The sequence below is a fragment of the Kribbella sp. NBC_00359 genome (assembly GCF_036097425.1).
Taxonomy (GTDB): Bacteria; Actinomycetota; Actinomycetes; order Propionibacteriales; family Kribbellaceae; genus Kribbella.
Genome location: NZ_CP107975.1, coordinates 6,771,862 through 6,790,097, shown reverse-complemented (window position 1 = coordinate 6,790,097; position 18,236 = coordinate 6,771,862). Strand labels below are relative to the sequence as shown.

Genomic DNA, 18,236 nt, shown 5'->3' with positions numbered 1-18,236 from the left:
TATCTCTGCGACAGAGGTATTCTGAGCAGCATGAGCAACGAGGTCCTTGCCGAGGAGTTGCTGGCCGCGCTCGGGCTGGTGCGCCGGCATCTCCGCCGATCCGCGGGCCGGCCCGGGTCGCTGTCGACGCTGACCGGCTCACAGACCGAGCTGGTCCGGACAGTCCGCCGCAACCCCGGCATCTCCGTGACCGAGGCCGCCGCCGAGCTCGGCCTGGTCGCGAACACGGTGTCGACACTCGTCGGTCAGCTCATCGAGCGCGGGCTACTCGTGCGCGCCCCGGACGAGGCCGATCGGCGCATCGCCCGGCTGACCTTGACCGAGCCGGCCCGTGAGCAGGTCGAGGCCTGGCGCGACCGCCGTACTGCGCTCGTCACCCAGGCGCTCGACGGCCTCGAGACCGACGACCGGGACGCATTGCGGGCCGCGTTGCCGGTGCTCGGCGTACTCGCGGAGCGGTTGCATCCCCAGCAAGATGAACGCGCCCTGGTGGAGGAGCGAGGATGAGTGCGGATTCAGTACCTGACCCGGTTCCGGCCGTCCGGATCGACGGCTTGAGCCATCGGTTCGGCGATCATCTCGCCGTCGACAACCTGGATCTGGAGGTCTCACCCGGCGAGTGCTTCGGACTGCTCGGTCCGAACGGCGCCGGCAAGACCACCACGTTGCGCGTGCTCAACACCCTGTACCCGCCACAGTCCGGCACGGTCCGGGTCTTCGGGCTCGACGTCCGCACCGACGCGATGTCGGTACGACGGATGCTCGGCTACGTCCCGCAGCAGCTGTCGATCGAAGGGGCGCTGACCGCCCGGGAGAACGTGTCGTGGTTCGCGCGGCTGTTCGACGTACCGCGCCGGGAGCGGGCGGCCCGGGTCGCCGAGGTGCTCGAGATCGTCGACCTGACCGATGCCGCGGACCGGCTGGCCTCGACATACTCCGGTGGCATGGTGCGCCGCCTGGAGCTGGCGCAGGCGCTGGTCAATCGGCCGGCTCTGCTCGTCCTGGACGAGCCGACGGTGGGCCTCGACCCGGTGGCCCGGGATTCGGTCTGGGCCCGGGTTCAGCAGATGCAGGAGCGGTACGGGATGACCGTGCTGCTGACCACGCACTACATGGAGGAGGCCGACCTGCTCTGCGACCGGGTCGCCCTGATGCACGAGGGCCGGCTGCGCGCGATCGGGAGCCCCGACGAGCTCAAGGCCGAGCTCGGACCCGAGGCCAGCCTCGAGGACGTGTTCCGCCACCACACCGGCGAGAGTCTCGCCGCTGCCGAGAAGGGAGGCCTGCGCGATGTCCGTGGCACCCGTCGTACCGCCCAACGCATGGGCTGAGTCCAGGCCCCGAGCAGCCGTCCGGCTACTCTCCCGGATCGGGACATTCTGCTTGGTCGAGTTGCAGAAGCTGCGGCACGACCGGACCGAGCTCATCACTCGCGCGATCCAGCCGATTCTGTGGCTGGTCATCTTCGGCCAGACGTTCAGCCGGATCCGGGCGATCCCGACCGGCGACGTTCCGTACCTGGACTATCTCGCGCCGGGGATCATCGCGCAGTCCGCGTTGTTCGTCGCCATCTTCTACGGCATCCAGATCATCTGGGAGCGCGACGCCGGCATCCTCACCAAGCTCCTCGTCACGCCCAGCCCGCGGTCCGCCCTGGTGGCCGGCAAGGCGTTCGCGGCCGGCGTACGGACGATCTCGCAGGCGATCGTCGTCATCATCGTCGCCGCGCTGCTCGGCGTCAGCATGACGTGGAATCCGCTGAAGTTGCTGGCAGTACTCGTGGTCGTCGTCCTCGGCGCCGCCTTCTTCTCCTGCCTGTCGATGACGATCGCCGGCCTGGTCTTGCGGCGCGACCGGCTGATGGGCATCGGCCAGGCGATCACCATGCCGCTGTTCTTCGCGTCCAACGCCCTGTACCCCGTGAGCTTGATGCCCGGTTGGCTGCAGGTCATCAGCCACGTCAACCCACTCACGTACGAGGTCAGCGCCCTGCGCGGCCTGCTCATCGGCCTACCCACCAACTACTGGCTGGACTTCGGGGTCCTCATCGTCGCCGCCACCGCCGGCATCTGCGCCGCCGCCTCCCTCCTCGGCCGACTCGCGCGCTAAAGGTCGTGCCGCATCCACACATTGGGCTCGACGTACACCGCGTGGTCATGCCGTACGTCGCAATGCACCGGTACGAGCGCCCTCCGGACGATCACGTCGCCCGTCGTGTCGAAGGGCAGGCCGGTCCACTCCCGCCACTCCGCGAGTGAGCCCGCGATCACCATCGACCGGGGCGCCACCTTCACGATGGTGGCGCCCGCCTTGACGTGCACCCGCAGCCACGGGTCATGTGGCAGACCATCTGGGCGCAGTTGCTCGATGTACTCCGTCATCGGCTGATCCGCGTCCGTCTTGCCGTTCGGCCGGACCGGCGCGAACAAAGCGCTGTGTCCCTTGGCCTTCACCGCCGCCCGCATCGCCCCGAGCATCTCGTGGGACAGGCCGCGGCCGAGGTGGGAAGGCCGGATCAGGATCTCCAGTGCACTCGACACGTTCGGCTCTCGGCCGTTGCGCAGGTCGGCGAACCCCCAGTGCAGCACCCGGTCCCAGCCGCCGGACGGGAGCTCCGTGCGGTTCTCGTCCGGGAAGACGAACGGGATGCTGCGGCCGTGTGCCACCAGCTCACCGTCCTCGGTCGCCACGACGCACTGGTCGGGGAACCGCACCGGCACCTGACCCATGAACGCGTTGCCGATCGGGTCGTTGTGCATGAACTCGGGCCACGCGTCGGCGAACTCGTACATCCGCTCCAGGTACTCAGGCCGCTCGGCCAACGTGGTGATCACGATCTCGGACATACCCCGCAGTCTCGCACCGCACCAGCACGAGTACCGCGACCAGCGCCGTCAGCAGCCCGGCTCCGACCAGAGTGTGCTCAGCCCCCACGGCAGCGATGATCGGCCCGCCGGCCAGCATCCCGGCCGAACTGCTCGCGCTCACCACCACACTCTGGCCCGACAACAACGTCCGCCGCTCGGCGCCGGCCGACGACCGCGTGATGATCACGGAGATCGCCGCGATCCCGAGTACGACGGTCAGCCCGGAGAGCGCACCCATCACGGCGACTACCGCCGGAGTGGTCCACAGACCCATGCCGATCCAGCACAGCCCCATGCCCGTCCAGGCGATCGATGCCAACGGCACCGGGCGGATCCGCCGGACGACCGCCAGCGAGATCGCGGTCCCGATCACCGACCCCACGCCGTACCCGGTCATGCCGGAGGCGAGGTAGATGCCCGGCCGCCCGCGCTCCTCGCCGATCACCGACAGGCCGAGAGTGAAAGCGAACCACGTCACGCATCCCGTACCCCGGACGATCCAGCCGTAGAGCACCTCACGGCGCCCTTCGAGGCTCGCCCGGATCGAGGGTGTCGCAACACCTTCAGGTGCTCGCTCGGCGCGCACGGTGCAGGCCAGCAGCCCGGCGGCGAGCACGGTCGCGGCTTCCACCCACAGCAGTCCGTTCGTCAGGTTCGCCGCCACCGCCAGCGCGCCGACGACCGGGCCAACCATCATGCCGATCCGGCGGAGTCCGTCTTGCCAGGTGAGCAGTACGACGGCCCTGCCATCACCCCACCGGTCTCCGGTGTCGGCGAGCAGAGCCGACCGGCCCGGGGTGGACAGCGCGTCGCCGCAGCCGAGCAGGAGTCCGCTGATCACAAGCAGCTCAGGAGTGAGCAGTCCGAGCATCGCCGCGGCCGGCACGAGGGCCAGCGCTGCCGCTGAGACAGCCGCAACCACAGCGAGCCGCGGACCCGAGTCCACCCATTGCCGTGCCTTCCGGGCCCACCACGGTGACAACAGCACCGGTATGCCGGCCGCGCCCCCGACCAGGCCGGTCGCGGCGACCGAGCCGGTCTCGCGCAGGACCACCAACGGCAGCGCCACCTGCGCGATCCGGAAGGCGAAGTCCGCCGCTCCCCCACCGGCGAGCAACGCCAGCGCTTCGGACCGGGCTTTCATACCCTTGATTCTTCGAGGTTTCCGGGCCCTCAGGTAGGGAGCCGATGCTGCCTGGTTGCCATAGGCTGAACCTATGGCCTCATTACCATCGGTCGAGGACCTGCGGCTGGTCCAGGCCATCAACCGCACGGGCGCCGTCGGCACGGCCGCCCGCGAGCTGCGCATCTCGCAGCCCTCCGCGTCCCAGCGACTGAGCCGGTTGGAGCGCCTGTGCGGCACCAAGCTGTTCGAGCGCGACACCCGCGGCGCCCGCCCGACGGCAGCCGGCGCCGAGCTCAGCCGCCGGGCCGACCACATCCTCGGCCACCTCGAGGAGGTGTACGCCGCAACCCGCGCGGCCGCCGTCGGCCGGCGACTGGTGATCGGCACCTTCGCCAGCCTCGCGCCGATCCTCTTCCCGGTCCTGGACGCCGATCTGCCCGACCTGGACATCGAGCAGCAGGTCGACCACGGCCACTTCCTGGTCGAGCGCATCGCCGAGGGCACGATGGACGCCGCCTTCATCGCGATCGCCGACCAGATGACCCTGCCGCGCGAGACCGTCGCACGCCGCGTCGGCCGCGACGAGCTCGTCCTGTTCGTCCCACCCGGCGCCCGCCCACCCGGCCGCGGCCGGCACCCGCTGAAGGATCGTCCGGTCGCGTTCGCCACCTACGACCGCGGCATCGAAGACATCCACGCCCGCCTGGCCGCCCACGGCGCCCTCCCACGCCGCGGCGTCACTCTCAGCACAACGGTCGCCATGGCCCGCCGCCGCGCCCACCTGGCCCTGGTCCCCCGCAGCGCCCTCGCCACCGAACTCCGCCCCGGCGAACATCTCACCCCCGCCCCCTTCCGCTACCGCCTCACGCTCTCCGTCGTCACCTCCCCCACGCCACTCAAACCACTGATCCAGTACCTCCCGCGCCTCCGCGCCACGTTGAACTTGTCATGAACACCGGCGAGTTGCGGTCCGACGTACGGCAGACTCGGGGGCATGAACCTGCGGGGGTTGGCGCGCGACCAGCGACTGTTGACGGCGTTCTGGGGTACGACGGTCGTGCAGGTGGCGGCCGTTGCCTTCGACGTCAAGATCCTCAAACAGGCCAGCAAGGTGCCGCTGATGCCACTGCTGTGGTCATGGTCCCGAACGCAGGACGCACCACCATTCCTCCAAGCGGCCCTGCTTGCGTCGGCCGCCGGTGACCTCCTCCTCGAGACCGATCTTCAACTGGCCGGCATGGCCGCCTTCGCCGCCGCCCACGCCTGCTACCTGGCGGTCTTCCTCGCCAACCCGGCGCAACGATCGTGGCGCGTGTTCGCGGCGTACGGCGCGCTCTGGGCAGCGCTGATCGCGGCGCTCTCCCCTGGGTTGGGCGGTCAGCGCGTGCCGGTCGCGGCGTACGCGTTGTTGCTCACGGCAACTGCGATCGCCTCGCGGTGGCACAGCCCGCGCAGCGGCCTCGGCGGCACGCTGTTCTTCATCTCCGACGCACTGATCGCACTGCGGATGGCCGGCCGTGACTTCCCGGGACGCGGTGCGCTGGTGATGTCGTCGTACGCGATCGGTCAGTACCTTCTCACCTCCGGTATCACCGCATCGCGACCGGATCTGACCGGTAGTGGTCATAGGCGTTGACCTCTGGTCGCGGATCGCGATGGGGTGATCGGGTGGCGACCGTCGACGACGTACGAAGCCAGTTCCGGACACCGCCGCCCGAGGGGCGGCCGATGATGCGATGGTGGTGGTTCGGGCCGTCGGTCGACCGGCGTGAGCTCGACCGCCAACTGGGGGCGATGGCCGCGGCCGGGCTGGGCGGGGTCGAGGTCGCCTTCGTCTATCCGCTGGGCCCGGTCGACACACCGTTCGGTTCGGACAAGTTCCTCGACGACGTCCGGCATGCTGCGCGAACGGCACGCGATCTCGGACTGAGGTTCGACCTGACGATGGGCAGCGGTTGGTCCTTCGGCGGCGGGCACATCGGACCGGACCTGGCCGCCCGGCGGCTCTGCTGGGATCGGCGCGAGATCGGCCCCGAGGCGTACGACGTACCGGCGGTGGCGGCGTGGCCCGGAGACGAGGTCGTCGCAGCGTTCGTGGGCGAAGGGTCTGCGGGCGTGCCCACGTCGTTCGTCGAAATCCCGGTGAGCGACGGCACGATCCGGGTGCCGCGGGGCAACGGGCCGCGTGAGGTGGTGATCGCGTCCTCGCGCCTGACCGGGCAGAACGTCAAGCGCGCCGCGGCGGGCGCGGAAGGGCCGGTGCTCGACCACTACTCGGCGGCTGCGGCGGCCGAACACATCAGATGCGTCGCGGAACCGTTGCTGACGGCGGCCACGCCGGAGCTGGTCGGATCGGTGTTCTGCGACAGCCTGGAGGTGTACCAGGCCGACTGGACGGCGAACATCCTCGAGGAATTCGGCCGTCGGCGCGGATACGAGTTGCGGCCGCGGCTGTACGAGTTGCTCGTCGACACGACCGGCTCGAGGCAACTGCGCATCGACTTCCACCGGACGTTGTCGGAGTTGTACGAGGAGAACTTCGTCGCGGTCTTCCAGCGCTGGGCGGCCGGGCACGGCGTACCGTTCCGGATCCAGAGCTACGGCGAACCGCCCGCGACGATGAGCAGCTACCGGTTCGCCGACCTGTTCGAAGGCGAGGGCTGGGGGTGGACGAGCATCCCGGAGACGCGGTGGGCGTCATCGGCCGCGAGCATCCACGGCCGATCGGTCGTGTCGGCGGAAGCCTGGACCTGGGTCCACTCGCCGTCGTTCCGCGCGACCCCGCTCGATCTCAAGGGCGAGGCGCACGAGCACTTCCTGTCCGGGGTGAATCAGCTGATCGGACACGGCTGGCCGTACTCGCCGTCCGGCGGCCCCGGACTGGGCTGGATCTTCTACGCCGCCGGTGCGCTCGACGACCGCAACCCTTGGTGGCCGGTGGCAACGGATCTCTTCGGCTATCTGCACCGCCTGTCCTGGTTGCTGCAGCAGGGAACACCGGTCCGGCCGGTCAAGGTCTACGTGCCGGCCTCCGACGCGTACGCCGAGATGCACGGATCGCTGAATCTGTATCGGACCGTGCGACGGTTGATCGGCGACGACATCCCTCGCAGCATCCGGTCGGCCGGACTCGACTTCGACCTGATCGACGACGATGCGCTGAGTCTGATCGACCCGGCCGAGGTTCCGCTGGTCGTCGTACCCCCGGACGCGACGATGCCGGAGGCAACTACCCGCTGGCTCGACGCGGTCCGAGCGGCCGGCGGCTCAGTGGTCGGTGACCCGTCGGCGGTGCTGCCGGCTGCACCGGTGACAGCGCCGGACGACGTCGGGGTGGTGCACCGCCGACTGGACGACGGTGACGTGTACTTCGTCGCGAACACCGGCAACGAGCCGCGGACAGTCCGCTGCGACGGGCCGGTGGAGCAGTGGGATCCGTTCACCGGCGCGGTCACGGTCATCGACGGAGCGGAGGTGACCTTGGACGCGTACGAGGCGACCGTCCTCGTCCCGACCAGCTCGTCGGTAGAACGGGTCGCGGTGGAAGAGGTGACGGTCGGCTCGGGCGGAGGGGCGTGGATGGTCGCCTTCGCCGATGGGACCACGCCCGTGACGCTCCCGCACCGCTGGGAGGACGACCCGGGCCGAGCGGCGTACTCGGGATCCGCGACCTACCAGACCTCGGTCGAGCTACCTGACCTGGACGCGAGCACGCGGGTGCTGCTCGACTTCGGCGCCGGCCAGGCTGTGCCGGCCGAGACCGAGACCTATCTACCGGCGCACTCCTACCGGGCGATGCTCGTGCCGCCGATCGGAGTCGCCGCCGAGATCTGGCTCAACGACACCCTCTGCGGCACGCTCTGGGCGCCGCCGTACCGCGTCGACCTGACGCATGCGGCGCAGCCCGGACCGAACGACCTGCGCATCGTCGTCCACAACACCGCGGCCAACGCCTTGGCCGCAGACGACCACCTCGCGCCGCTCGTCGAATCCGTCACCGCTCAGTACGGACGCCGCTTCGACCTCCAGAACGTCGAGCATGCCGCCGACTTCCTGAATTCAGGTCTGCTCAACCCACCGACTGTGGTCCTGCGGCATCAGGCCTGATCGAGGAAGCGGTCCAGGACCCGGGAACCGAACTCCAGCGACGCCGTCGGCACCCGCTCGTCGATGCCGTGGAACATGCCCATGAAGTCGAGGTCCGGCGGCAGCTGCAGCGGCACGAACCCGAAGCAGCGCACTCCCAACCGGCTCCACGACTTGGCGTCCGTACCACCCGACATCAGCAGCGGCGCGGTCCGGCTCTGCGGGTCCTCGGCCGCGAGGCATGCCTTCATCGCCTCGACCAGGCCGCCGCTGAACTCGGTCTCCAGGGCGATGTCCTGGACCACCGTCTCACGCCGCACCTTGTCACCGAGCAGCTCGTCGATCGTGGCGTAGAACTCGTCCTCGTACCCGGGCAGGAACCGGCCGTCGATGTGCGCCTCGGCGTCGCCGGGGATCACGTTCACCTTGTAGCCGGCGTTCAGCATCGTTGGGTTGGAGCTGTTGCGGATCGTCGTACCGAACATCCGGCTGAAGCTGCCCAGCTTCGCCAACGTCGCGGTCATGTCGTCCGGGTCGAGCTCGATCTCGAGCACGTCCTCCAGCGTCTTCAGGAACTCCCGGACCGTCGGCGTCATCCGCAGCGGCCACTCGTGCCCGCCGATCCGGGTGACCGCCTCGACCAGGTGGGTGACCGCGTTGTCGGTGTTCACCATCGACCCGTGGCCCGCCGTACCGCGGGCCTTGAGCCGCATCCAGTTCATGCCCTTCTCGGCGGTCTCGATCAGGTACAGCCGCAGGTCGTCCTTCAGCGTGATCGAGAACCCGCCGACCTCGCCGATCCCTTCGGTGCAGTCGGCAACGGTGTCCGGGTGGTTGTTGACCAGCCACTGGGCGCCGTACACGCCGCCGGCCTCCTCGTCCGCGGTGAAGACGAGCCGCACCGGCCGCCGCGGCTTCGCACCGGCCCGCTGCCGCGCCCGGACCACCGACAGCACCATCGCGTCGAAGTCCTTCATGTCGACCGCGCCGCGGCCCCAGACGCACCCGTCGAAGATCTCGCCGGCGAACGGGTCGACCTTCCAGTCCTTCGGATCGGCCGGTACGACGTCCAGGTGGCCGTGCACGAGCAGCGGATCGGCGGACTGGTCCTCGCCTTCCCAGTGCGCGACCAGCGTGGCCCGGCCGGGCTCGGACTCGTAGATCGTCGACTCGATCCCGACCTCGTCCAGCTTGGCCGCGACGTACTCGGCGGCGACCCGCTCACCGTTGCTCTTGCCGTTGCCGTAGTTCGTGGTGTCGATCCGGATCAGCTCACTGCAGAGCTCCACCACCTCGGCGTCGGGGGTGTACGACGTACGGTCGCTCGGCGTCGGAGAAGTCATGCGACCCATCCTCCCCCACCGGGTCGGTCAGATCGTCGTCAGGTCAGGGTGATCGAGTCGCCGGAGATGGTGATCTGCTTGGGCGGGAGTGGTCGCGGCGCCGGTCCCGCGACCACGGCGCCGGTGGCGATCGCGTACTTGCTGCCGTGGCAGTCGCAGTTGATGGTGCCGTCCGCGACGGTCGCGACCGGGCAGCCCAGGTGCGTGCAGATCGAGCTGAACGCCTTGAAACTGCCCTTGGCCGGCTGCGTGACGACCACCTGGTTCGGCGCGAAGATCACCCCGCCACCGACCGGGATGTCCTCGGTCTTGCCGAGGATGGCGTTGGCCGGTGCCGGGGCCGGCGTGCTCTTGGGTTCGCCGTACTTGGCGCAGCCGGTCACGGTCGCCAGTCCGGCGGCGACGAGCAAGGTACGGCGACTGGTCTCGGACACAGGTGGTCCCTTCAACGGATGATGCCGAACGTGGTGAAGAACCACAGCGACGAGGTCAGCCACAGCCCGACCAGGGCGGTGAACACGGCACCACCGGCCACGGGCAGCAGCCACGACGGCGCGTCCCTGCGACTGAGCGTGAGCATCTTCGCGACGAACGCGCCGTAGAAGAAGCAGCCGAGCAGTGAATGGATCAGTACGCGCGGTTCGCCGTACTGGAATCCCAATGCGTACAGGCAATGCGCGACCACGGGCAGGGTGACCGCGACCGCGGCACGGCCTGACCAGCGGTGGAGCGGGCCGACCCAGGAACGCCCGGCCAGACCCTTGAAGTGTCCGAAGAGGGCCATCGCGGAGACCACCTGCACCACGCCGAGCAGCAGGGCGAGGGTCGCCATCCAGGCCTTCACGGACTGGAAGCTCGAGAAGCCCGCGACGTTGATCGCGACGCCGGTGGGGTTGTGGACCCGACCGTAGACGCCGAGTGCGACGGCGGCCGCGGCCCCGACCGCGAGTGGGATCCCGACCCTCGTGACCTGGTGAACCGGTGTCGTCGTCACATCCGCTCCTCAGAACGTCTCGTCACCGGTGATCGACTGCGCCGTCACCTGCACGCCGTCGATGCTCGCAATTCGGCTCCCCGGATCGAGCCGCGGTGCAGCCGACGGCGTCCCGTCGTTGTCGACGCCGACCTGACTGCCGTCCGGCAACACGATCCACCCGATGGTCCTGCTGTTGCTCGCCGACCGGTACAGCCCGGCCGGCGGACCAGCCGCGCTGATCGCGAAGTGCAGCGTGCGGCCACGTAACGTGAACGTGCCAACCGCTGACTTCGCGGTCGCAGTGCCGACGAGCCGTTCGCCGGTGCGGGAGCGCAGTGCGAGCTGACCTGTGGTGAACGTGCCGGTCAGCCAGGCCTCGAGCCGACGTCCGTCGCAGACGTAGGCGACGGCTCGGTCGCCCTTGACCGCTATGGCGACACTCGCCTCACGCTCCGTCGTCCTACCGGCGTAGACGGTGGTCCGTTGCGCCGAGGGTGTAGCGGTCTTCTGCGGCACCGCAGTTGGGGTTGGCGGTGTAGTCGAGGGTTCCGTAGTTGTCGGGGTACTCGTCACCGGCGCGGCTGCGGTGCCGGCCGCGGTCGGGCTGCCGGTCTGGGTGCTGTTGACCACGAGCAGGGCGACAAGACCCACGGCGGTCGCCGCAAGTGTCACCAACGGACTGCGTTGCCCCATCTCGTTCCCCCCGGAGCGCGTTGATCCGAGGATCCCGCCCGGCGCTCACCCGGTCAACGGCTGAGCGCTCGGACGACCTCGTGGCTCAGAGCACCTTGAGGCCGTACATCTCGCCCAGCGGGTCGGCGATCAGCTCGATCCTGGCGCCGTCGGGGTCACGGAAGTAGATCGACGTACCGCTCTCCTCCATGTACTCGACGCCGGCCTCGTCCAGGTTGTGCTTGAGCCGCTCCCACTGGGCCGGCTCGACCGAGATCGCCAGGTGATGCAGTCCGCCCAGCACCTCGGCGTACGGACCGAGATCGAGCCCGGGGAAGTCGAAGAACGCGAGCAGGTTCCCGTTCCCGATGTCGAAGAAGAAGTGGTTGGACCCCTGGTAGTCCCGGTTCTCGATGATCTCCGTCAGCGGGAACCCGAGCACCTCCTGGTAGAACTTGACCGTGCGCTCGACGTCCGCACTCAGCAGCGCGGTGTGATGCAGCCCGCGCGCGGAACTCTTCCCGCCCGGTGTCAGGTACGTCGTCCTGATCCGGTCGCGCTCGGCCTCGATCGCGGGCAGGTCGATATCGGTCATGCGATCCCCTCAGATCCGGAAGAACAGGTTCAGGTAACGGTCGGCGACCGCGCGGTCGCCACGGATCGTGCCGGCGTTGCTCCGGCCGAACGCGGTCAGCACGAAGCTACCCGGGTCGAACTCGAGGACCGTCGGCAGCCCGGTCGCGTCCCCCGGCTCGTAGTCCATGCCGTCCGCGCCGACCCGTACCAGGGTGTCGCCGGCGTTCGGGCCGCTGGTGATCCGGATGCCGAGCTCGCACGGATCCTTGGCGCCGGTCGTGTACTTCCACAACACGAACATGAACGGTACGAGGAGATCCGCCGCCTCGCCCGAGAGCCCGTGGGCCCGGCCGGTCCCCTGCCGGATGTCCCAGGAGTGGACGCCGTAGTCCATCAGCTGGAACGCCGGGAAGAAGAACGCCGGCAGCGGACCCATGTAGAAGTGCGGGACGTTGAACCCGCTCCACTCCTCCGGGCCCAGCGCGTCGAAGATCTCCATCATCTTGTCGAAGTCCGTACGGAGCCGCTCGACCAACTCGGTCCGCGGCACCGACCGCAGCGCCAGCGCCTGTGTGTCCACCCGCGCAGCCATCCCCGGCAACCCGTACGCCTCCGGCAGCTCCTGGTCGGCCCGAGCCGCGTCGAAGGCGACGAAGTACGCCTCCGTCGTGTCCGTGATGTGGGCCACCACGTCCCGCACCTGCCAGTGCCCGGCCCCGGTCGGCGCCTCCCAGACGTCGTCGGAGTCCACCAGCTCGAAGAACTGTCCGGCCTCCCGCCGCACCACCCCGAGCATCGTCTCCTTGCCCTCGAAGGACATGCCGTTCCAACCGCTCATGCCCCCTCACCTCCCACCGCGAGCCGCTCCTTGAATTTCAAACTACGCTCTCCCCACCCCCTCGTCACCAGCCCACCCGCCCGATGTGAATTCCACCCCTGGAGTTTGCTACTGTTCTCCGGTCAGCACCGCTGAGGCGGTGCGACCACTCGTCCGGGTGGCGGAATAGGCAGACGCGCTAGCTTGAGGTGCTAGTGCCCTTCGCGGGGCGTGGGGGTTCAAGTCCCCCCTCGGACACACACACTATTCACACGCGGGGCAGGCGTGATCGAGACTTCGGCCACTCGGGCCCGATGGTAGTAATCGATCGCCAGCCGAAGTGCGTCGTACAGGTCAGCCAGTTCTTTGGCTCGCGCAATCCAGCGCCTGTGCGATGTCGCCTAACTGATCCACCATCGCTCGGATCTCCTTCGGCGTCAGCCGCTGCGGACGCTCGATTGTCGCCAGGCCCGCTTCGGCCGCTCGCTTCTCAGCGACCGCAGCGTTGTATTGCGCTGTCATCTCAGCAGGATCCCAACCGGCCTCCAACGCGCGCCGAAGCCGCCACATCGTCGCCTCCGCCGCGGCGATCCTCCTCTTCAGATCCGCCTCCGTGCGATCTGCCGGTGCGTCCTCCTCGACCGCCGCGGTGAGCTCATCGACGGTGGCATCCAGGTACTCGGGACTGAAGAGCTTCGCAATCCAATCGTTAACCCTCGTGCTGAGCTGATCCACACGGAGGTACACCGTCGGCGGATGCTCCAGGGAGGCGCTCGCGCCAGGGGCGAGGGTGCGTGCCGCGCACCGACAGAACTCCGTGTTCCGGCGCATCGCGCCTTCCATCTTCCTGGTGCAGATGCTGCACCGAACCCGACCCTTGAACAGATACGTGTGCGGAGTGCGCACGCGCACTCGCTCTCGAGATGTCTGGTCGCGCAGGCCGGCTTCTCGGCGTGCGCGTATCTCGAGCTGGACCCGCGTGAAGTCCTCCAACGAGACGATCGCGGCATGCGCGGCCTCGCGCGAACGGACGATCTTCGACGTCGGCGACCGTCGGAACCTCACCACATGACCCGCCGCCACGTTCTCGGGATCAAGCAACTCCTCGACCTTCCGCCACCGGCCATAGACGGCGAAGCCGGTGTAGCGCGGGTTGTCCAGGATCGCTTTGACCGTCGACGACTGCCAACCGTGCCCACTCCGATGCCGATTCTGCTTCGGGGAGTGCGCCGACGGACACGCAGTACCTTCGGCGTTAAGCGTCTCAGCGATCGCCTTGAACCCCAGACCCTCCAGATACATCGCATAGATCCGCTCCACGGCCGGCGCAGCAAGCTCGTCGATCGCGAGCACACGAAGCCGATAGCCCTCCTGGACTTTCCGCGGGTTCGGGTGCGGTCCGGCGTCGACCACCCGGTAGCCATAAGGAGCACGGCCGCCCTGGTGTTTGCCATCAATCAGCACCTACGCCGCCATCGCCGCACGAACCCGGCGCTGCACGTGCTGACGCTCCGACGTCGACAACCCGCCCGTGATCGTCATCGCCATGTCATGGACCGTGTTCTCCGGATCGAACCGACCACCGAGGCTAGGTATCCACAGGGACACGCCGTACCGATCGAACTTCGGCCACGTCAGACTGAACTGATTGCTGAACCAGCACCGCGTAGCCTCCCCCACCACCAACCCATCCCACCGACGACCGGGATCCTTCAACGCCCTCAACAGCCGACTGGCCTCCTGACGCCGCTCCCACGGCAATGACCGCGACTGGCCGACATCGAAGAACTCCTCAACGATCACCCCACCCAACGGCCCCACAAAGCGCTCCGCCTCCACCACCTGCCACGCCTTCGACGTCCGCGGATCCTGGTTGTCCTCCGTCGAACACCGCCCGTAGAACGCCAGCCGCCCGATCCCCTCCCCCGCCACCGGCGTCTCAGCCAGCGCCTCCATCCCCAACAAGTCATCCGGCGTCGACCACTCATCGACCTCATCGCCGCTCAAGACGCCCCTCCTCCATCACGGAAGCGTCGTCGGTCCCGCGCTCCACCTTCGCCAGTCGTACAACAATCCGGCACAGCACACGAGCCGCCTGTGAACAAAGCACCGGCACCCCTTCCAGCACAACCACAGTTATCCACAGCTCCGAGTCACCACTTGGACCTCCTGGCTCGCTCACCGGCCGCCCACCCGTCATATCCGCTCAACGCCCCCGAGCCAGCGCACTGCCCAACCATGCGCGTCGCTGACCATCGGAGTCCGAGAGCATGCGGTCCGCAACGCCCCTTGCCGGGCCCTCACCGCAGCCGCATCGTGGACGTCAACCTCTACGGCCTGTCGCGGGAAGGCGCCGGCAACGCCGGACCACTCGTCACCGCGCTCACCGCCGCCGTCAAGGCCGGCGGGGACTACGCCACCACCTGCCCCGGCGACCTGCTCCCCGTGCCGATGATCGGCGTCCTCGACGAGGCCGCGAACGTGTGCCGGTGGAAAGACCTGCCCGACCTGTACAGCCACTACGGCTCCCGCGGCATCGTCCTCGTCACGATCCTGCAGTCCTGGGCCCAAGGCGTCGGCTGCTGGGGCGAGCGCGGCATGGAGAAACTCTGGTCCGCCGCGAACCGCCGCATCTACGGCGGCGGCGTCGACGACGCCACCTTTCTCGACCGGCTCAGCAAGCTCATCGGCGACCGCGAACTCCTGCGCTCCTCGACGTCGACCAGCAAGCAGGGCACGTCGGTCAACCGACAGCTGCAGCGCGAACAAATCCTCGACATCGCCGAGCTCGCAGCGCTGCCCGCCGGCCGCGCGATCGTGTTCTCGTCCGGGGCGCGTGCGACCCTGATCAGGTCGATCCCTTGGATGGAACGTCCGTACGCCGACCGGGTCCGCGCCTCCCTCGCGCGGCACGACCCCGGCGCACGCAGCTCGATCATCGCGCCGACAGGAGAGCCTTCGTGACGCTGCCCGACACCGAATGGGACGACACGGCGTACGGCGACGACGGCGACGAGGCGCAGCGCGACCTCGCGGACCAGCTCGAGGAGGAAGCCGCCGCGGCCGGCGACGCCCTCGAACAAGCCGCCGGCGAACAACCGCAGCTGTACTTCAAGACCCTGCCCGACTTCGTCGAGCACTTCCTGATCAAGGCCTTCCGACGCCACATCCCGCCGAACGCACCCTGGTGCAGCCAGTGGTGGAAACACGGCGAAGCCGTGTGTGTCCTGTCCGCGCTCTGGCACGCTTGGGAAGCCCTCCGGCTCGAACCCGGCACCGGCATGAGCGTGTGGTGGCGCGACCACTGCTACCCCCACATGGCCAAGCTGATGGACCCCAGCGGCACCTTCAAGAACTGCACCCGCACCAAGCACCACGAGAACGGCGAACTCGAACCTCTGCCCTGGAGCACACCGCCGCCCGAGCTGTACGACTCGCTCACGTACGGCGCCTGACCTACGGATCTCAGCGAGGATCGGCTGCCGCCTGGTCCGCAGCGCGATCTAGCGCAAGCCTTGCAAAGCCTGTGCGAGATGGCGGGGAAGCCATCAACCCGCAAGATCAGCCGTTGGTTTGACGAACGTGACCTTCCTGGGGCCTGAGCCACGAAGGTGTCAGTGCGGCGCTCAAGGGCGCTAGCGTCCCGAGATGGCAGAACTTGGCGGCCTTGGTTCGGGTTCTCGTTGAGGAACAGGTAGTAGGCAGCTCGAGCGTTGAATCTGTCCTACCTCGTATCCACGCTCTCTGGCTTCGAGCCGATGTCAACCCACGGCTGACATCGCCTTCCGAATCCGTTGGTTGCGTCCCCTCGGGTGGTGTAAGTCGGGATCTGCTCGGCGTGGATGCCCACGCGTGAGGAGGCCATCGTGTGAAGGTCGGCGAGACCACGCCAATGGTTCTCGCGAAAGGACACTTCACACGATGGCTCTGGACCAGTCTGCCCTGCTCGAGGTGCTCGAAGTTCTCAAGGGTGGTGATGTCGAGGAACGGATCCGGCAGGCCGCGACGACGATCTACCAGGCGTTGATCGAGGCCGAGCTGACCGCGGTGATCGGCGCCGGACCGCACGAACGCACCGCCGACCGGGTCGCGCAGCGCAACGGCCACCGGTCGAAGACGCTCACCACGACCGCAGGAGATCTGGAGTTGCGGATCCCGATGCTGCGAACGGGATCGTTCTTTCCCTCACTCCTCGAGCGCCGCCGGCGGGTGGATCAGTCGCTGTTCGCGGTGATCATGGAGGCCTACCTGTACGGCACCTCGACCCGCAAGGTCGACGACCTGGTCAAGGCACTCGGCGCCGACATTGGGATCTCCAAGTCCGAGGTGTCACGGATCTGCGCCGAGCTCGACGTCGAGGTGGCCGCGTTCCGGGACCGGTCACTGGCCGAGCAGCCGTTCCGCTACGTCTTCCTGGACGCCACCTACTGCAAGGCCAGAGTCGACCACCGGGTGGTGTCCCAGGCGGTCGTGGTGGCCACCGGCGTCGCCGCCGACGGGCGCCGCGAAGTCCTGGGGTTCGACGTCGGCGACAGCGAGGACGGCGCGTTCTGGACCGCGTTCCTGCGCAGCCTGAAGACCCGGGGCCTGCGCGGGGTCCAACTGGTCATCTCCGACGCCCACGCCGGCCTCAAGGCCGCCATCGAGGCGGTCCTGCTCGGCGCCGCGTGGCAGCGCTGCCGGGTGCACTTCCTGCGCAACGTCCTCGCCCAGGTCCCCAAGGGCCACGCCGACATGGTCGCCGCCGCGATCCGCACCATCTTCGCCCAGCCCGACCCGGTCCACGTCCGCGAACAACTCGACGTGATCGCCACCATGCCGGGCCGGCAACTGCCCAAGGTCGAAGCCATGCTTCGCGCCGCGGCCGACGACGTCACCGCGTTCGCCGACTTCCCGGTCGCGCACTGGAAGAAGATCTGGTCGACCAACCCACTGGAACGGGTGAACAAGGAGATCAAGCGCCGCACCGACGTCGTCGGGGTCTTCCCCAACCCCGCCGCCCTGCTCCGCCTAGCAGGATCGGTGCTGGTCGAGACCCACGACGAATGGCAGGTCTCCGAACGCCGCTACCTGTCCGAAGGCTCCATGGCGCTCCTCGACACCACCACGCAACCAGCCGAGGAGGTGGCGCCAACCGAACTCCTCACGGCATGATCAGCACCACTCGCTGACCCGCACACGGTGACGACCCACTTCCACCACTCCGCGGGACGCAACCTGGCCGCTTGGTGGTGTGCGAGGTCAAGTCACTGACGCTCGGCAATGAGATTCACCAACTGCGTGTTGGTCTGGGACAGGTGCTCGACTACGGCGATCGTCTCCAACGCCGCGGGCACGACGCGACGTGTGTGTTGTGGATCGAGCAGGCCCCCGTCGGATCCTCGATGGTCAGATCTGCTGTTGAAGGTGGGCGTGCAACTCGGCTGCCCGGTCGCAAATCGACGGTTGCTTGATGCCGTCACCTCGCCTACTCGTCGGGCAATATCAAATTGCTGCGGCGTCGGACAGTGCGGTTCTGTGCCAGACACACGGGCGCACCCGGATTTGGTCATCTTGCCAGCACTTCTCGGAACGGCAAGATCTCGCGGTTTCCTGACTCCATCGCGAGACCGAACTGGCGAGGACTGCAACTCAGGCAGAGGAGGTCGGGACCAGGAGGAAAGGTGGATCGATGCCAATGATCGATTGTTTGAATTCTGTCAAGCTCGGACGTTGCCATCAGCCTTGTCGGACGTCCCTCGACGAGGCTGATGGAAAACTACCTTTCAGACTC

Annotated in this window: 19 protein-coding genes and 1 tRNA gene; 10 read left to right on the top strand and 10 right to left on the bottom strand. The window is 68.2% G+C overall.

Features of this window, described 5'->3' with window-relative positions:
- Positions 1–30: 30 nt before the first annotated feature.
- Genes OG876_RS33000 through OG876_RS32990 form a run of 3 tightly spaced genes read left to right on the top strand, consistent with a single transcriptional unit; the run spans position 31 to position 2,109 of the window.
- Complete coding sequence (locus tag OG876_RS33000; protein ID WP_328520591.1) at positions 31–507, top strand: MarR family winged helix-turn-helix transcriptional regulator; 477 nt, start codon at positions 31–33, stop codon at positions 505–507.
- Positions 504–1,331: an ABC transporter ATP-binding protein gene (locus OG876_RS32995; RefSeq protein WP_328520590.1), complete on the top strand. Its 828-nt coding sequence runs from the start codon at positions 504–506 to the stop codon at positions 1,329–1,331. The genes OG876_RS33000 and OG876_RS32995 overlap by 4 nt, the downstream gene beginning before the upstream one ends.
- Complete coding sequence (locus OG876_RS32990) at positions 1,291–2,109, top strand: ABC transporter permease (protein ID WP_328520589.1); 819 nt, start codon at positions 1,291–1,293, stop codon at positions 2,107–2,109. The genes OG876_RS32995 and OG876_RS32990 overlap by 41 nt, the downstream gene beginning before the upstream one ends.
- On the opposite strand, the gene OG876_RS32985 is transcribed toward OG876_RS32990, so the two are convergent.
- Positions 2,106–2,846: an N-acetyltransferase gene (locus tag OG876_RS32985; protein WP_328520588.1), complete on the bottom strand. Its 741-nt coding sequence runs from the start codon at positions 2,844–2,846 to the stop codon at positions 2,106–2,108. The genes OG876_RS32990 and OG876_RS32985 overlap by 4 nt on opposite strands.
- The gene (locus tag OG876_RS32980) at positions 2,806–4,011 is read right to left on the bottom strand and encodes an MFS transporter (RefSeq protein WP_328520587.1); all 1,206 of its coding nucleotides are present in this window, start codon (positions 4,009–4,011) and stop codon (positions 2,806–2,808) included. Before OG876_RS32980 ends, OG876_RS32985 begins: the two co-directional genes overlap by 41 nt.
- A 73-nt stretch (positions 4,012–4,084) precedes the next feature.
- On the opposite strand from OG876_RS32980, the gene OG876_RS32975 reads away from it, so the two are divergent.
- From OG876_RS32975 to OG876_RS32965, 3 genes are read left to right on the top strand one after another with little or no spacing between them, the layout of a single operon-like run.
- Complete coding sequence (locus tag OG876_RS32975) at positions 4,085–4,945, top strand: LysR family transcriptional regulator (RefSeq protein ID WP_328520586.1); 861 nt, start codon at positions 4,085–4,087, stop codon at positions 4,943–4,945.
- A 42-nt stretch (positions 4,946–4,987) separates the two neighbouring features.
- A complete protein-coding gene (locus tag OG876_RS32970; protein WP_328520585.1) occupies positions 4,988–5,629 on the top strand; it encodes a lysoplasmalogenase in 642 nt (213 codons plus the stop codon).
- A gap of 32 nt (positions 5,630–5,661) precedes the next feature.
- Entirely contained in the window at positions 5,662–8,100 is a 2,439-nt protein-coding gene (locus tag OG876_RS32965) for a glycosyl hydrolase (RefSeq protein WP_328520584.1), read from the top strand.
- Here OG876_RS32965 and OG876_RS32960 read toward each other — a convergent pair.
- The 6 genes from OG876_RS32960 to OG876_RS32935 form a co-directional block, all read right to left on the bottom strand.
- Positions 8,091–9,422: a M20/M25/M40 family metallo-hydrolase gene (locus OG876_RS32960; protein ID WP_328520583.1), complete on the bottom strand. Its 1,332-nt coding sequence runs from the start codon at positions 9,420–9,422 to the stop codon at positions 8,091–8,093. The genes OG876_RS32965 and OG876_RS32960 overlap by 10 nt on opposite strands.
- Before the next feature lie 38 nt (positions 9,423–9,460).
- Positions 9,461–9,856 carry a Rieske (2Fe-2S) protein gene (locus tag OG876_RS32955; RefSeq protein WP_328520582.1) on the bottom strand — a complete coding sequence of 132 codons (396 nt, stop codon included), beginning with the start codon at positions 9,854–9,856 and terminating at the stop codon, positions 9,461–9,463.
- 11 nt (positions 9,857–9,867) lie between these two features.
- Positions 9,868–10,416 (bottom strand): DUF6529 family protein, encoded by a 549-nt coding sequence (locus OG876_RS32950; protein WP_328520581.1) that lies wholly within the window; start codon positions 10,414–10,416, stop codon positions 9,868–9,870.
- A gap of 9 nt (positions 10,417–10,425) precedes the next feature.
- On the bottom strand, positions 10,426–11,091 hold the full coding sequence (locus tag OG876_RS32945; RefSeq protein ID WP_328520580.1) for a hypothetical protein: 666 nt from the start codon (positions 11,089–11,091) through the stop codon (positions 10,426–10,428).
- Between the two features lie 85 nt (positions 11,092–11,176).
- Positions 11,177–11,665 carry a VOC family protein gene (locus OG876_RS32940; protein ID WP_328520579.1) on the bottom strand — a complete coding sequence of 163 codons (489 nt, stop codon included), beginning with the start codon at positions 11,663–11,665 and terminating at the stop codon, positions 11,177–11,179.
- A 9-nt stretch (positions 11,666–11,674) separates the two neighbouring features.
- The gene (locus OG876_RS32935) at positions 11,675–12,484 is read right to left on the bottom strand and encodes a maleylpyruvate isomerase family mycothiol-dependent enzyme (protein WP_328520578.1); all 810 of its coding nucleotides are present in this window, start codon (positions 12,482–12,484) and stop codon (positions 11,675–11,677) included.
- Between the two features lie 151 nt (positions 12,485–12,635).
- Between OG876_RS32935 and OG876_RS32930 the strand changes: the two genes are divergently transcribed.
- Positions 12,636–12,721, top strand: a tRNA-Leu gene (locus tag OG876_RS32930).
- 96 nt (positions 12,722–12,817) lie between these two features.
- Here the strand turns inward: OG876_RS32930 and OG876_RS32925 are convergent.
- Positions 12,818–13,927, bottom strand: a complete 1,110-nt coding sequence (locus OG876_RS32925) for a recombinase family protein (RefSeq protein WP_328520577.1) — start codon at positions 13,925–13,927, stop codon at positions 12,818–12,820.
- Positions 13,928–14,470: a recombinase family protein gene (locus tag OG876_RS32920; RefSeq protein ID WP_328520576.1), complete on the bottom strand. Its 543-nt coding sequence runs from the start codon at positions 14,468–14,470 to the stop codon at positions 13,928–13,930.
- A 309-nt stretch (positions 14,471–14,779) separates the two neighbouring features.
- On the opposite strand from OG876_RS32920, the gene OG876_RS32915 reads away from it, so the two are divergent.
- The 3 genes from OG876_RS32915 (at position 14,780) to OG876_RS32905 (ending at position 17,617) form a co-directional block, all read left to right on the top strand.
- The gene (locus tag OG876_RS32915) at positions 14,780–15,427 is read left to right on the top strand and encodes a type IV secretory system conjugative DNA transfer family protein (RefSeq protein ID WP_328520575.1); all 648 of its coding nucleotides are present in this window, start codon (positions 14,780–14,782) and stop codon (positions 15,425–15,427) included.
- Positions 15,424–15,918: a DUF4913 domain-containing protein gene (locus tag OG876_RS32910; protein ID WP_328520574.1), complete on the top strand. Its 495-nt coding sequence runs from the start codon at positions 15,424–15,426 to the stop codon at positions 15,916–15,918. Before OG876_RS32915 ends, OG876_RS32910 begins: the two co-directional genes overlap by 4 nt.
- 466 nt (positions 15,919–16,384) lie before the next feature.
- Positions 16,385–17,617 (top strand): IS256 family transposase, encoded by a 1,233-nt coding sequence (locus OG876_RS32905; protein ID WP_328520573.1) that lies wholly within the window; start codon positions 16,385–16,387, stop codon positions 17,615–17,617.
- The last annotated feature ends 619 nt before the right edge of the window (positions 17,618–18,236 follow it).